Here is a 14,037-nt window from a genome sequence, read left to right as displayed (position 1 = left end):
TGATGCAACCGAGACTTCCATGAAGAATTCTTTTGAAACCTGGCTTCCCAAGCTGGTGGTGGCGCCGGCCTTTGTGCTGGGATTCGCGTTTATCTATGGGCTGATGGTGTGGAACGGGGTGCTGAGCTTCTCCGCCTCGCGCATGCTGCCCAACTACGAATGGGTGGGCCTGGCGCAGTACGAAAAGCTGTGGACCATGGACCGCTGGTGGGTGGCGCTCAAGAACCTGGGCATTTTTGGCGTGGGCTACGTGGGTGGCTCGCTGGCCATTGGTGTGCTGCTGGCCGTGCTGCTGGACCAGAAGATCCGCACCGAGGGCGCGCTGCGCACCATTTATCTGTACCCCATGGCCTTGTCGTTCGTGGTGACCGGCACCGCCTGGAAGTGGCTGCTGAACCCCGGCCTGGGCATTGAAAAAATGGTGCGGGACTGGGGCTTTCCCAATTTTGAATTTGGCTGGCTGGTAGACACCGACATGGCGATCTACTGCGTGGTGATTGCCGGCATCTGGCAAAGCGCAGGCTTTGCCATGGCGCTGTTTCTGGCCGGGCTGCGCGGCATTGACGACAGCATCATCAAGGCCGCGCAGGTCGATGGTGCCTCGCTGCCGCGCATTTACTGGCGCATCGTGCTGCCGGCCCTGCGCCCGGTGTTCTTCTCCACGCTCATGGTGCTGTCGCACCTGGCCATCAAGAGCTTTGACCTGGTGATGGCGCTCACGGCCGGCGGCCCCGGTTTTGCCACCGATGTGCCCGCCACCTTCATGTACACCATGTCGTTCTCGCGCGGGCAGATCGGCCTGGGCGCGGCCAGCGCCACCATGATGCTGGCCACCGTGGCGGCACTGGTGGTTCCCTATCTCTACAGCGAATTGCGTTCCAAGCCCCATGACCGCTAAGCCCTCACTTTTCCCTTCCGTCGGCCGCGTGCTGGTGTATGGCGTGCTGCTGCTGGCGGCAGCGTTCTTCCTGCTGCCGCTGTACGCCATGCTGGTCACCTCGTTCAAGGATGCGGAGGAAATTCGCACCACCTCGCTGCTGGCGCTGCCCGGCGGGCTGAACTGGTCGGCCTGGTCCACCGCGTGGTCCAGTGCCTGCACGGGCGTGGACTGCAATGGCCTGCGGCCGTTCTTCTGGAACTCCGTGGCCATGGCCGTGCCTGCCGTGCTGATCTCCACGCTGTGGGGTGCGCTCAACGGTTACGTGCTGAGCCTGTGGAAGTTTCGCGGCAGCGATGTGCTGTTTGGCCTGCTGCTGTTCGGCGTGTTCATGCCCTTCCAGGTGGTGCTGCTGCCCATGAGCCAGGTGCTGGGCATGCTGGGGCTGTCCAGCTCCATTACCGGGCTGGTGCTGGTGCACTGCCTGGCGGGGCTGGCGGGCACCACGCTGTTCTTTCGCAACTACTACGCCGCCATTCCGAAGGAGCTGGTGAATGCGGCGCGCATGGATGGTGCGAACTTCTGGCAGATCTTCTGGCGCATCGTGCTGCCGCTGTCCACGCCCATCTTCATGGTCACGCTCATCTGGCAGTTCACCAACATCTGGAACGATTTCCTGTTCGGCGTGGTGTTCTCGGGCACCGAGTCCAAGCCCATCACCGTGGGCCTGAACAACCTGGCCAACACCAGCAGCAGTGTGAAGGCCTACAACGTGGACATGGCTGCCGCCATCATCGCGGGCCTGCCCACCATGGCCATCTATGTGTTGGCCGGAAAGTTTTTTGTGCGCGGGCTGACGGCTGGCGCAGTTAAGGGTTAAGAGGGTAAGGGAAGATCATGGCGTCATCACTCGAAATTGCAGGCATCAACAAGCGCTTTGGCAACGGCGACAAGAGCGTGGAGGTTCTGCGCCGCGTGGACATCCACGTCGCGCCGGGCGAGTTCCTCATCCTGGTGGGCCCCTCGGGCTGCGGCAAATCCACTTTGCTCAACATCATTGCGGGTCTGGACGACCCGACCGAAGGTGAGGTGCGCATTGGCGGCAAGAACGTGGTGGGCATGCCCCCGCGCGACCGCGACATTGCCATGGTGTTCCAGAGCTACGCGCTGTACCCCACCATGAGCGTGGCCGACAACATCGGCTTTGCGCTGGAGATGCGCAAGATGCCCAAGGCCGAGCGCCAAAAGCGCATCGATGAAGTCGCGGCCATGCTGCAGATCAGCCACCTGCTGGACCGCCGGCCCAGCCAGCTCTCGGGCGGCCAGCGCCAGCGCGTTGCCATGGGGCGGGCCCTGGCGCGCCAGCCGCAACTCTTCTTGTTTGACGAGCCGCTGTCCAACCTGGACGCCAAGCTGCGTGTGGAGATGCGCGCCGAAATCAAGCGCCTGCACCAGGCCAGCGGCATCACCAGCGTGTACGTCACGCACGACCAGGTCGAGGCGATGACGCTGGGCTCGCGCATTGCGGTGATGAAGGGCGGCGTGGTGCAGCAACTGGGCACGCCGGACGACATCTACAACCGCCCGGCCAACACCTACGTGGCCACCTTCATCGGCTCGCCCACCATGAACCTGTTGCGCGGTGCGGCCACGGGCGGGCAGTTTGGCATCCAGGGCGCGGCGCTGAACCTGGCAGCCCCGGCCAGCGCCAACGAGGTGCTGCTGGGCGTGCGCCCTGAACATTTGGTGATGAACGACAGCGCCCCCTGGCGCGGCAAGGTCAGCGTGGTGGAGCCCACGGGCCCCGACACTTACGTGGTGGTGGACACTGCCGCAGGCAGCGTGACGCTGCGCACGGATGCGCAGACCCGCGTGCAGCCCGGCGACGCCGTGGGCCTGGCCGTAGAGCCCGCCAACGCCCACTGGTTTGACGCCAGCAGCGAAAATCGTCTGGCGTGACAGAGGGAGCCCGCCTGCGGGTGCGTTCTCCGTCGTGGCAAACCAGTCGATCAAATGCTATGAAAATAATAGCTGCTGGCGCTTGTTGAATAAGCGCTGGAGGCCGTTTTTATTTAAAGTACCGCATGACCCCCCTGCGCCTGCTGGCCGACATCGGCGGCACCAACATTCGCCTGGCCTGGCAAGACCAGCCTGATGGCCCCTTGCACGACACCCGCGTGCTGCCCTGCGCCCAGTTCCCCACGGTAGACGCGGCCATTGCCGCCTACCTGGCTGAGGTGAACATTCCCATCCCACGCGAGGCCGCCTTCGGCATTGCCAACCCGGTGACAGGCGATGAAGTGCGCATGACCAACCACAGCTGGTGTTTCTCGCAAAGTGCGCTCAAGGCGTCGCTGGGCCTGCAGCGCCTGGTGGTTATCAACGACTTCACCGCGCTGGCGCTGGCCTTGCCCACGCTGGCCCCGGCGCAACTGCGCCAGGTGGGCGGCGGTGCGGCCGTGGCGGGCAGCGCCATTGCGCTGGTGGGGCCGGGCACGGGGCTCGGGGTCTCGGGCCTGGTGTTCCCGCCGGGGGCCAGCCACGGCGTGCCGCTGTCGGGCGAGGGCGGGCACGTCACGCTGGCCGCGCAGACCCAGCGGGAATTTGATGTGCTGGCCATCCTGCAAGAGCGCTACGGCCATGTGTCTGCCGAGCGCGCGGTGTGTGGCGCCGGGCTGGTAGACCTGTACCACGCGCTGCGCAGGCTGGCGCAGCGCGGCGGCAAAGAAGTCAGCTCTGCCGCCCAGGTGACCGACCTGGCTCTGCAGTCGAACGACGCCCTGGCGCTGGAGGCGCTGGACCTGTTCTGCGGCTTTCTGGGCAGCGTGGCGGGCAACCTGGCCCTCACGCTGGGCGCGCGGGGCGGCGTGTATCTGGGCGGCGGCATCGTGCCGCGCCTGGGCACCTGGTTTGACCAATCCTCGTTCCGCGCGCGGTTCGAGTCCAAGGGGCGCTTTCAGTCGTATCTGGCCGGTATTCCGTGCTGGATCATCGACCCTACCGCCACCCCCGCATTGCACGGCGCCGCGCGCGCGCTGGACATTGCGGGCACCGAATGAACGCCGTGGCAGATTCCTCACCCCACCCGTTACAGATCTCGGGCCTGCACCACGTCGCGATCATTGCGTCGGACTACGCCCGCTCCCGGCACTTCTACACCCAGGTGCTGGGCCTGCCGGTGGTCCATGAGATGTACCGCGCCGAGCGCCAGTCGTACAAGCTCGACCTGCAGCTGCCCGATGGCACGCAGCTGGAGCTGTTTTCGTTTCCCTCGCCGCCTCCGCGCGCTTCGTACCCCGAGGCGTGTGGCCTGCGCCACTTGGCCTTGCGCGTGGCCGACATGGGCGCGAGCGTGGCGTGGCTCGCGGCGCATGGTGTGGCGGTGGAACCCGTGCGCACCGATCCGGTCACGGGCGATCTGTTCACTTTTTTTGCGGACCCGGATGGTTTGCCCATTGAGCTGGTCGCGCCCTCGGGCGCTGCTGCGCCGGGCGTGTCGGCTGGCTGACCTTCAGCCGTTAGCGGGCATGGCGAATGGGCCCACCGCTGCGCACAATGCGCCAGTTGCCATCACCGCGACTGCGCCCATGTCTCACCAGCCTGCACCCTCCAGCTCTGCCTCCAACCCACGCCCCAGCCCAGCCCGCTGGCGGCGGCGATCCGTGCTGGTGGCTTCAGCGGGCGGCGCCGCTGCCATCGGGTGGGGCGTGTCCCGCTTGACGGCAGGCCAACATCCACCACCATGGCATTCACTGGAGCAGGCCCTGGAAGGCATGCGGCAGTTGCAGGCGCATTCCCAAACGCAGCCGTCGTCTGCCGCTGCGCGGTGGTCTTGGTCCCAAACGCTGGAGCACTGTGCGCAGAGCATTGAATATTCGCTGCAGGGCTATCCGCAGCTGTATTCACCTCTGTTCCAGCAGACGGCCGGTGCGGCTGCGTTTGCTGTGTTCCGTGCCCGTGGCTACATGCAGCACGACATCAACGAGCCCATTCCATCGGCCGCCCCGCTGCCGGCGCCAGCGCAGGACCCAGCCTCTGCACTTCAGCGCCTGGAAGCCGCAGCTCAGGCTTTTCTGCAGCATTCCGGCCCGCTGCGTCCGCACTTTGCTTACGGTGCCTTGGAGCGCCGCGACTACGAGCAGGCCCACGCGATGCACCTTGCGGAGCATGCGAAGGCGTTTACATCTGCTTGATTCCATCTGCTGCAGTCGTGCGCTGCAGCTGCCGATCGCTGGCCTGGTGAATCGGAAGAGGCGATGCTTGCGTCGCCTCCGTCCCGAATCACATCTCTTCGCTCCAGCAATTCCCATCGCGCGCAATCATTGCGCTGGCGGCCCGTGGGCCCCAGCTGCCTGCGGCATAGGGACGGGGGCCTGCAGGATCGTTCTTCCAGTACTGCAGGATGGGTTCAACCCAGCGCCAGGCTTCTTCCTGCTCGTCACTGCGCACGAACAGATTCAGGCGGCCGGCAATCACGTCCAGCAGCAGGCGTTCGTACGCGCCCACGCGCTCTGCGCCGAAGCGCTGGTCAAAGTCCAGGTTCAGGTGTACCTGCGAGAGGGCTGGCTCGGTCTGGTGCTGTGCTGCGCCTTGCGCCATCAGGTGCAACTCCAGGCCGTCCTTGGGTTGCAGGTTGATCACCAGGCGGTTGGCTGCGCCAATGGGCGTCTTGAAAATCGGGTGGGGCACAGGGCGGAAGTTGATGACGATGTGCGCATCGCGTCCCGCCAACCGCTTGCCGGTGCGAATGTAAAAAGGCACGCCCGCCCAGCGCCAGTTCAGGATCTCGGTGCGCAGTGCCACAAAGGTTTCCGTGGTGCTGTCGGGGGCAACCCCTTTTTCCTGCGCGTATCCGGGCACGGCCTGGCCCTGGTGGGTACCTGCCGCGTACTGACCACGGATGACATGCTGTCCGATGCTCTCCAGCGTCCAGGGCTTGAGCGACTGCAGCACCTTGAGCTTTTCATCGCGAATCGCGTTGGCGCTGGAGTTGATGGGCGGCTCCATGCCGATGGCGCACAGCAGTTGCAAGGCGTGGTTTTGCACCATGTCACGCAGCGCACCGGTCTGGTCGTAGAAGGCACCGCGCGACTCGACGCCGAGTTCTTCGGCGATGGTGATCTGGATGTTGGCAATTGTCTCGCGGCGCCACAGGGGCTCGAACAGGGCGTTGCCAAAGCGCAGCGCAAACAGGTTCTGGACGGATGGCTTGCCCAGGTAGTGATCGATGCGGAAAACCTGTTCTTCCTTGAGCACGCGGCGCAGCGTGTCGTTGATGGCCTGGTTCGACTGCAGGTCATGTCCCAGGGGCTTTTCCAGCACCACGCGGGTGGTGGGGCCGTTGAGGCCCACGGCGGCGATCTGTTCGCACACGTTGGTGAACAGGCTGGGGGCCGTGGCCACATACATCACTACCGAGTCCGCTCCACGCGCGTTCAGCAACTCGGCCAAGCGCTGGTAATCTTCGGTCTTGGAAAGATCCATGCGCAGGTACTGCAGCAGGGCCGCAAACTGCGCAAATTCTTCTGCACTGGGGCGTTTGGCCAGGTCCACACTGTCAAAGCGTGACTGGATCAGGCTGCGGTACTGCTCGTCGCTCAGGTCATCCCGCGCCACGGCAATAATGCGCCCTCCTGTGGGCAGCGTTCCATGCCGAAAGGCCTGAAACAATGCGGGCATGAGCTTGCGCCACGCAAGGTCGCCAGTGCCGCCGAACAGGACGAGGTCAAAACTCATGGTGTCTCCGTGAAGTGTGGATCGTTTTGTGGTGAAAATTGTAATCTCGTTACATGAAAATTCCTCTTTGAATTGAGATTTGCAGTGTTTTGTAACCAGAAAGAATCCAGGTATTCGTTGTTGTTTGTGTAATCAAGTTACGATTTCAGCCGATTGAGAACCCTGTCCATCCAAATGTTCATGCCCCTCCGTTGCGACCAAACTACCCCCTGGCCCTTGCTGCAGGCGCACTATGCAGACCGGGGCCGTCACCTGGACATGCGGCGGGCGTTTGAGCAGGATGCGGACCGCTTTGCGCATTTCAGCCAGTCGGCCCCCCATGTGTTCGCTGATCTGTCCAAGAATCTGTGGGATCGCGACTCGGAAGCGCTGCTGCTGGATCTGGCCCGCGCCACGGGCCTGGAAGCGCACCGCAACGCCATGTTTGCGGGCGAGGCCATCAACACCACAGAGAACCGTGCCGTGCTGCACACCTTGCTGCGCAGGCCTGCGAATGTGGCTCTGCCCGGCGATGTGCCCGAAACAGCTCAGCGCCTGGCCGATGTGCACAGCACGCTGAACGCGATGCTGGCCTTTGCCGAAGAGGTGCGCAGCGATACCGCTATCACCGATGTGGTGAACATCGGTATCGGCGGATCCGACCTGGGCCCCCACATGGCGGTGCGGGCGTTGGAAGAGTTCCGCATTCCTTCCAAGCGCTTCCATTTCGTCTCGAACGTCGATGGCCATGAACTGCACCATGTGCTTCAAGGGCTCAAGGCCGAGAACACCTTGTTCATCATTGCGTCCAAGACGTTCACCACGGCCGAGACCATGATGAACGCGCGCTCGGCGCTGGCCTGGTTTACTGCCCAGGGTGGTCAGGATGTGGCGGGGCACTTCGTGGCCTTGTCCACGAACCTCGAAGCCACGCGCGCACTGGGCATCACCACCACCTTTGGTTTTTGGGACTGGGTGGGTGGGCGCTATTCGCTGTGGTCGGCCATTGGTCTGCCGATGGCCATCGCCATTGGCGAGCAAGGCTTCCGTGAGTTCCTGGCCGGTGGCCATGCCATGGACGAGCACTTTCGCACCGCACCGCTGGCGCAGAACCTGCCTGTGCGCCTGGGACTGCTGGATGTGTGGTACCGCAACTTTTACGGCTTTACCAGCCGCTGCGTGGCGCCGTACCACGCATCCATGTGCCGCTACGCGGCCTACCTGCAGCAGTTGGAGATGGAGAGCAACGGCAAGCGCGTGGCGCTGGATGGCAGCACACTGACTTGCGCCACGTCGCCTGCCATCTGGGGCGAGCCCGGCACCAATGGCCAGCATGCGTTCTTTCAGATGCTGCACCAGGGCGCAGATGTGCTTCCGCTGGAGATCGTGGCCGTGCGCAAGGCATCACATCCGCTGCCTGGGCACCAGCAGAAGGTACTGGCCAATGCTTTGGCGCAGACGCAGGCGCTGATGGTGGGCAAGGCCAGCGATGATGGACACCGCCACTTCCCCGGCAATCGCCCCAGCACGCTGATCCTGCTGGACGCCCTGACACCCACCACGTTGGGTGCCTTGATTGCACTGCAAGAGCACCGTGTGTTTGTCAGCGGCAGCCTGTGGGGGATCAACAGCTTTGACCAGTGGGGGGTGGAACTGGGCAAGGTACTGGCCAAGGACCTGGAGACGCGCTGGGAGAGCGGCGACCTGGCAGGCCTCGACGGTTCAACCGCCGGGCTGCTGCAAATGTTGCGCACCCCTGCGGTGTGAGGCAACGCGCTGCCCAGTCAGCAGCGAAAGAAGTTCACCGGTAACCCTGGCACGCCCACTTCGATGCTGAACAAGCTGCCTGCGGGCACGAGGGCTTCGCACTCCTGCTGGGGTCGTCCGGCGCGTGCAGAGGTGATGTAGAGCGTGCGCAAATCGTCACCGCCGAAGCACACCATCGTCGGGCACTGTACTGGCACTGCAATGCGCTGCAGGACCTTGCCCGCTGGTGAGAGCTGTAGCACACACGCCCCCTCATACATCGCGACCCAGTAGTTCCCCTCCACATCCACTGCCGCGCCATCGGGTCGGCCGCCATAAGGCTGGCCGTCCACCTTGCGGTCAAACTGCACCCAGGGGCGGCGGTTGGTGATTGCGCCCGTGGTCACATCAAAGTCAAACTGGTCAATGCGGTGTTCCGGCGTGTTCGACCAATACAGGGTGCAGTTGTCGGGGCTGAAGGCCAAGCCGTTGGCGGTGAAGTTGTCGCCCGCCATGTGGCGCACGCTGTAGCCGGTGGCGCTGCTGGCATCGGCCTGCAGGCACCACAGAGCGGCATTGGGTGCCGTGCGGGGCGTGATGACTGAGCCCGCCCAAAAGCGGCCCGCGGTATCGCACCGGCCGTCGTTCAAGCGCAGAACCGCGGTGTCGTGCTGCTCGGGCGGCAGCAGGGCCAGGCAGGTGAGGGCGGTGGGGTCGGCGCTGTCCTTGGCCGTGTCCAGAAGATAGAAACCGTTTCGTAACCCGATTACCAATCGACCCGCCGCCACTGGCGCGCAGCAACCGGGCTCGCTGGGCATGCGCCACTGCCGGTGTTTGCCGCTCTGAGGATGCCACGCATGCACCGCTTGTCCCTGAATGTCACACCAGTAAAGGGATTTTTCCGTGGGGTGCCAGAAGGGCGATTCGCCCAGTTCGGACGGCGGCAAGGGCAAGGTTTGCAGGGGCATGGGTTGAATCGGGGTGGTTATCGAGTTACATTCTAGGGCCTCAGATACTGAGCCCCGGCGCCATGCACGGGGCCTTGCCACCCACCGATGGAGACTTCCATGCACCCAGTTGTAGCGCGCGTGACCCAGCGCATTGTCCAGCGCAGCGCAGACACGCGCGGCGCCTACCTTGCAGGCATCGATGCCATGATCGCTCGCAAGCCCGCTCAAGACCGCATGGGCTGCGCCAACCTGGCCCATGCCTATGCGGCGCTGCCGGGTTCCGACAAGTTCAAGGTCACCGTCGAGAAGGCCCCCAACATTGGCATCGTCACGGCCTACAACGACATGCTCTCGGCCCACCAGCCGTACCAAAGCTATCCCGCCGTCTTGCGCGACGAAGCCGCCAAGCTGGGCGCCACGGTGCAAGTGGCGGGCGGTGTGCCTGCGATGTGCGACGGCGTGACGCAGGGCACGCCCGGCATGGAGCTGTCGCTGTTCTCCCGCGATGCCATTGCCATGGCCACGGCGGTAGCGCTGTCCCACGATGTGTTTGACGGTGTGCTGCTGCTGGGTGTGTGCGACAAGATCGTGCCGGGCTTGCTGATCGGTGCGCTGCACTATGGCCACTTGCCCTGTGTATTTGTGCCCGCAGGCCCCATGGGCACGGGCTTGTCGAACAAAGACAAGGCCAAGGTGCGCGAGCAGTACGCACAAGGCCTGGTGGGGCGCGACGAGCTGCTCAAGGCCGAGTCCGCTGCGTACCACAGCCCTGGCACCTGCACGTTTTACGGCACGGCCAACAGCAACCAGATGCTGCTGGAAGCCATGGGCCTGCATGTGCCCGGCGCGGCGTTTGAAGCGCCTGGCACCGAGGCGCGCGAGGCCTTCACCCGCCAGGCGCTGCGCACCGTGCTCGACATCGGCAAGCGCGGCAACCGCTTCACCCCCATCGGCAAGCTGGTGGACGAGCGCTGCATCGTCAACGCCATGGTGGCCCTGCTGGCCACGGGCGGCTCCACCAACCACCTAATCCACTGGGTGGCGATTGCGCGCAGCGCGGGCATTCTGATCGACTGGTCGGACTTTGATGAACTCTCGTCCGCCGTGCCGTTGCTGGCTCGCGTGTACCCCAATGGCGATGCCGATGTGAACCAGTTCCAGGCCGCAGGCGGCCCCGCGTGGATCTTGCGCGAGCTGCTGGCCGGTGGCTTCATGCACGCCGATGTGATGAGCGTGAATGCGGGCGGCATTGCCGCAGGCGGGCAAGATGCACCGGCCCAGTCGGGCGACGAAAGCGTGCTGCGCCCCGTGTCCAACCCCTTCTCCCCCACGGGCGGCCTGCGCCTGCTGCAAGGCCGCCTGGGCCGTGCGGTGATCAAGGTGTCTGCCGTGCCTGAAGACCGCCACATCATCGAGGCCCCGGCCCGCGTCTTTGATTCGCAAGAGGCCTTGCTCGCCGCCTTCAGTGCGGGCGAGGTCAACCAGGACATGGTCGCTGTGGTGCGCTTTCAGGGCCCGCAGGCCAATGGCATGCCCGAGCTGCACAAGCTCACGCCCCCGCTGGCCGTGCTGCAAAACCAGGGCTTCAAAGTTGCGTTGGTCACCGATGGCCGCATGAGCGGCGCATCGGGCAAGGTGCCTGCTGCCATCCACGTTACGCCCGAGGCACTGGCCGGTGGCCCGTTGGCCAAGGTGCGCGATGGCGACATGGTGCGGGTCGATGCCGTGGCAGGCACGCTGGATGTGCTGGTCGATGAAGCCACTTGGGCCGCTCGCACCCCCGCGCCTTACAACGCACCCTCGCAAACCGGGTTTGGTCGCGAACTCTTCACCAACTTTCGCCGCCACGCTGGCGGTGCTGAACAAGGAGCCTGCACATGGTTGTAGCAGGATGCACCCCCTGAGTCGCTGCGCGCCTTCCCCCTCTCTCGCTGCGCGGGAGGGGAACGCACCCAGTGGCCTGGCAAAGCCAGCTCCACGGGTGCACTGGTATGGCGTCTCGCCAGTTTTGTAGGCCGCTTGCGGCATCCGACACCCAATAAATCAAGGAGCACCAACTTATGAATCCCCTCGACATCGCCAGCCATGGCCCCGTCATCCCCGTCATCCCCGTCATCGTGATCGACCGCGTGGAAGACGCGCTGCCTTTGGCTGAAGCGCTGTTGGCCGGTGGTGTGAAGGTGCTGGAGGTGACGCTGCGCACTGCTGCTGCGCTGCCGGCCATTGAAGCCATCGCGCGCCATTTGCCCGAAGCTTTGGTCGGCGTGGGCACCGTGCTCAATGCCGATGATGCCCGCCGCGCCAGCGAGGCCGGTGCACGTTTTGCCGTCAGCCCGGGCTACACCTCAGACGTGGGCAATGCCTGCAAGGGGCTTGGCCTGCCGCTGCTGCCGGGCGTGGCAACGTCCGGCGAAATCATGGCCGCGCTGGCCGATGGGTTCTCGTTCCTCAAGCTGTTTCCGGCCGAGGCTGCTGGTGGCATCCCCTTGCTCAAGGCGTGGGCCAGTCCGTTTGGGCAGGTGAGCTTCTGCCCCACGGGGGGCATCAGCCAAGCCACCGCCCCCAACTACCTGGCTTTGCCCAATGTGCGCTGCGTGGGTGGCTCGTGGTTGACGCCTGCAGACGCCATGCGCCAGGGAGACTGGGCGCGTATCACCCAGTTGGCACGCGACACACACGCTTTGCGCGCGCCAGTCTGAGGGCTCGGTGGGGGAGGGGCTTGCCCCCTTACCAGCGCACCTTCACGCGCATGCCCCCCAGCTCTGGGCTGGTGTCGGTGCTGATCTGCAGCCGGTGAATGCGCGCGATGCGCTGCACGATGGACCATCCCAGGCCGCTGCCCGTCTGGCCTGTGCCCAGCACGCGAAAGAACCTTTCGCCCAGCCTTGCCTGTTGTTCCGGTGCCAGGCCGGGGCCACTGTCTTCCACGGTCAACTCCGTAAAGCCCTGGGCCTGGGCCACCTGCAGCCGCACCTGCGCGCCATCGGGGCTGTAGCGCACGGCGTTGTCCAGCAAATTGCGCAACAGCACACGGGCCAAGGGCTCGGGCAGCGGAATATGGAGGGCTGCGGGCAAAGGCTCGGTGATTGCCACTTCCTGCTGCCGGCGCTGTGCGGTCGGGCTGCATTCCGCCACCAATGAGCGGATCACGTCTGCCAGCGGCGTGCTCTGGGCGTTACCCGTGGCTGGCTCTGCATCCAGCCGCGCCAGTTGCAGCAGCTGTTCCACCAGGCGTGTGGCGCGGTCGCAGCCTTGCACGGTAGCCTCCAGCGCGCGTGCGCGTTCCTGCGAATCTGCCGCGCCCTGTGCCACCTGGGCTTGCATGCGAATCCCGGCGATGGGGGTGCGCAGTTCGTGGGCGGCATCGGCAGTGAACTGCTGTTCGGTGGCCAGCAGGCGGGCCGTGCGTTCAAACAAATCATTCAACGCAGTCACCAGCGGCAACACCTCGGGTGGCACACCCTGGGTGGGTAGCGGCTCCAGCGATTGGGGCTGGCGCGCCGCCACGGCGCGGCCCAACTGCCCCAGCGGGCGCACCGAGCCACGCACGGCCCACCAGATGCCCAGTGCCAGCAGAGGCAAGGCCCATGCCATGGGCTTGAGGATGCTGGTGAGGCTGGCCAGGATGATTTCTTCGCGCACCGATTGCAGCTCGCCCACCAGAATACGCACATCGCTTTCGCGCCCTTGGGTCACAAACACGCGCCACGCTTTGCCGTCCACAGTGCTGTCGGCAAAGCCCCGTTTGTGCCGCCGTGTCAGGGGCTCGTGCGGCGCGCTGGCTGATCGGGCTAGCAGCTGCCCCTCATGCCACAACTGGAACACCACGCGGGGCTGGTGCTTGTCCAGTTCGGGCGCCTCGTTAAGGCGGTCTTCGTCCAGTTCGTCCAGCGGCTGCAGGCGCAGCAGGGCGGCGGTCTGGGCCAGGTGCGCGTCCAGCAGGTCGCTGACTTCGTCATCGGTCTCATGCCAGGCCAGCGCGGCCGCAGTAGCCCAGGCCACGACCACCAGCGCCAGCACAGTCATCAGCAGCCGCGCCTGCAACGAACGCGGCGTGCGCGTTGATGTGGTGCCGCTCATGCCTGCACCCGCGGAATGCGGTAGCCCACGCCACGCACGGTTTCGATCAATCCGGCGCCCAGCTTGCGGCGCAGGTGGTAGATGTGCACTTCCACCGCATTGCTGTTGATCTCGCTGCCCCACTCGTACAGTCGTTGCTCCAGCTGTTCGCGGCTGAGCACGCGGCCCGCATTCAGCATCAGGGCGTGCAGCAGGTCGTATTCGCGGTTGGACAGTTCCACAGGCTGGCCGTGGGCCAGCACCTGGTGTGCGGCCGGGTCCAGCACCACATCGCCAGCGGCCAGGCAGGTGTCGCTTTGCCCATGGGCGCGGCGCACCAGAGCGCGCAGGCGGGCGGCCAGTTCGTGCAGGTCGATGGGTTTGATGAGGTAATCGTCGGCCCCCGCGTCCAGCCCTTCGATGCGGGCGGGCACGGCGTCGCGGGCGGTAAGCACCAGCACGGGCGTGGTGTTGCGGCGTGCCCGCGTTTGGCGCAGCACCTCCATGCCGTCCTGGCGGGGCAAGCCCAGGTCGAGCACTGCGGCCTGGTAGGCGCCGGTGGCCAGTTCCCGTTCTGCGGCCACGCCATCGCGCACCCAGTCCACCTGAAAGCCGTGCTGCGCCAAGCCCGCACGGATGCCAGAGCCCAGGAGTTCATCGTCTTCTGCCAGCAGGATGCGCATGGAGTGC

At 65.0% G+C, this 14,037-nt stretch carries 13 protein-coding genes; 9 read left to right on the top strand and 4 right to left on the bottom strand.

Annotation, left to right across the window (positions count from 1 at the left end; all coding sequences use genetic code 11):
* The first annotated feature begins 19 nt into the window (after positions 1-19).
* The 6 genes from BDD18_RS06430 to BDD18_RS06405 all read left to right on the top strand — a co-directional run bounded on the left by BDD18_RS06430 (position 20) and on the right by BDD18_RS06405 (position 5,070).
* The gene (locus BDD18_RS06430; RefSeq protein ID WP_066696759.1) at positions 20-898 is read left to right on the top strand and encodes a carbohydrate ABC transporter permease; all 879 of its coding nucleotides are present in this window, start codon (positions 20-22) and stop codon (positions 896-898) included.
* Positions 888-1,757 carry a carbohydrate ABC transporter permease gene (locus BDD18_RS06425; protein WP_066696761.1) on the top strand — a complete coding sequence of 290 codons (870 nt, stop codon included), beginning with the start codon at positions 888-890 and terminating at the stop codon, positions 1,755-1,757. Before BDD18_RS06430 ends, BDD18_RS06425 begins: the two co-directional genes overlap by 11 nt.
* A 17-nt stretch (positions 1,758-1,774) precedes the next feature.
* The gene (locus tag BDD18_RS06420) at positions 1,775-2,836 is read left to right on the top strand and encodes an ABC transporter ATP-binding protein (protein WP_142081996.1); all 1,062 of its coding nucleotides are present in this window, start codon (positions 1,775-1,777) and stop codon (positions 2,834-2,836) included.
* A 125-nt stretch (positions 2,837-2,961) separates the two neighbouring features.
* Entirely contained in the window at positions 2,962-3,936 is a 975-nt protein-coding gene (locus tag BDD18_RS06415) for a glucokinase (RefSeq protein ID WP_142081995.1), read from the top strand.
* Positions 3,937-3,941: 5 nt separating this feature from the next.
* Positions 3,942-4,385, top strand: a complete 444-nt coding sequence (gloA2, locus tag BDD18_RS06410) for an SMU1112c/YaeR family gloxylase I-like metalloprotein (RefSeq protein ID WP_244938996.1) — start codon at positions 3,942-3,944, stop codon at positions 4,383-4,385.
* Positions 4,386-4,464: 79 nt separating this feature from the next.
* A complete protein-coding gene (locus BDD18_RS06405; protein WP_142081992.1) occupies positions 4,465-5,070 on the top strand; it encodes a DUF1569 domain-containing protein in 606 nt (201 codons plus the stop codon).
* Between the two features lie 88 nt (positions 5,071-5,158).
* On the opposite strand, the gene zwf is transcribed toward BDD18_RS06405, so the two are convergent.
* Positions 5,159-6,613 carry a glucose-6-phosphate dehydrogenase gene (gene zwf, locus BDD18_RS06400; RefSeq protein ID WP_066788521.1) on the bottom strand — a complete coding sequence of 485 codons (1,455 nt, stop codon included), beginning with the start codon at positions 6,611-6,613 and terminating at the stop codon, positions 5,159-5,161.
* A 174-nt stretch (positions 6,614-6,787) separates the two neighbouring features.
* Between zwf and pgi the strand changes: the two genes are divergently transcribed.
* Positions 6,788-8,359 (top strand): glucose-6-phosphate isomerase, encoded by a 1,572-nt coding sequence (gene pgi, locus BDD18_RS06395; protein WP_142081989.1) that lies wholly within the window; start codon positions 6,788-6,790, stop codon positions 8,357-8,359.
* A gap of 17 nt (positions 8,360-8,376) precedes the next feature.
* On the opposite strand, the gene BDD18_RS06390 is transcribed toward pgi, so the two are convergent.
* Positions 8,377-9,306: an SMP-30/gluconolactonase/LRE family protein gene (locus BDD18_RS06390; RefSeq protein WP_142081987.1), complete on the bottom strand. Its 930-nt coding sequence runs from the start codon at positions 9,304-9,306 to the stop codon at positions 8,377-8,379.
* A 99-nt stretch (positions 9,307-9,405) separates the two neighbouring features.
* Here BDD18_RS06390 and edd point away from each other — a divergent pair, with 99 nt between their 5' ends.
* Together edd and eda are read left to right on the top strand one after the other, a co-directional pair.
* Entirely contained in the window at positions 9,406-11,175 is a 1,770-nt protein-coding gene (gene edd / locus BDD18_RS06385; RefSeq protein ID WP_142081985.1) for a phosphogluconate dehydratase, read from the top strand.
* A 173-nt stretch (positions 11,176-11,348) separates the two neighbouring features.
* A complete protein-coding gene (gene eda / locus BDD18_RS06380; RefSeq protein WP_142081983.1) occupies positions 11,349-11,987 on the top strand; it encodes a bifunctional 4-hydroxy-2-oxoglutarate aldolase/2-dehydro-3-deoxy-phosphogluconate aldolase in 639 nt (212 codons plus the stop codon).
* Between the two features lie 28 nt (positions 11,988-12,015).
* Here the strand turns inward: eda and BDD18_RS06375 are convergent, their stop codons facing one another.
* Both BDD18_RS06375 and BDD18_RS06370 read right to left on the bottom strand, forming a co-directional pair.
* Positions 12,016-13,368 carry an ATP-binding protein gene (locus tag BDD18_RS06375; protein WP_142081981.1) on the bottom strand — a complete coding sequence of 451 codons (1,353 nt, stop codon included), beginning with the start codon at positions 13,366-13,368 and terminating at the stop codon, positions 12,016-12,018.
* A complete protein-coding gene (locus BDD18_RS06370) occupies positions 13,365-14,030 on the bottom strand; it encodes a winged helix-turn-helix domain-containing protein (RefSeq protein ID WP_142081979.1) in 666 nt (221 codons plus the stop codon). Before BDD18_RS06370 ends, BDD18_RS06375 begins: the two co-directional genes overlap by 4 nt.
* Positions 14,031-14,037: the final 7 nt, after the last annotated feature.

It is taken from the genome of Acidovorax temperans, assembly GCF_006716905.1.
Taxonomy (GTDB): Bacteria; Pseudomonadota; Gammaproteobacteria; order Burkholderiales; family Burkholderiaceae_C; genus Acidovorax; species Acidovorax temperans.
Note: the sequence above shows the minus strand (reverse complement) of the source record. Positions and strands in the feature narration are given on the sequence as shown.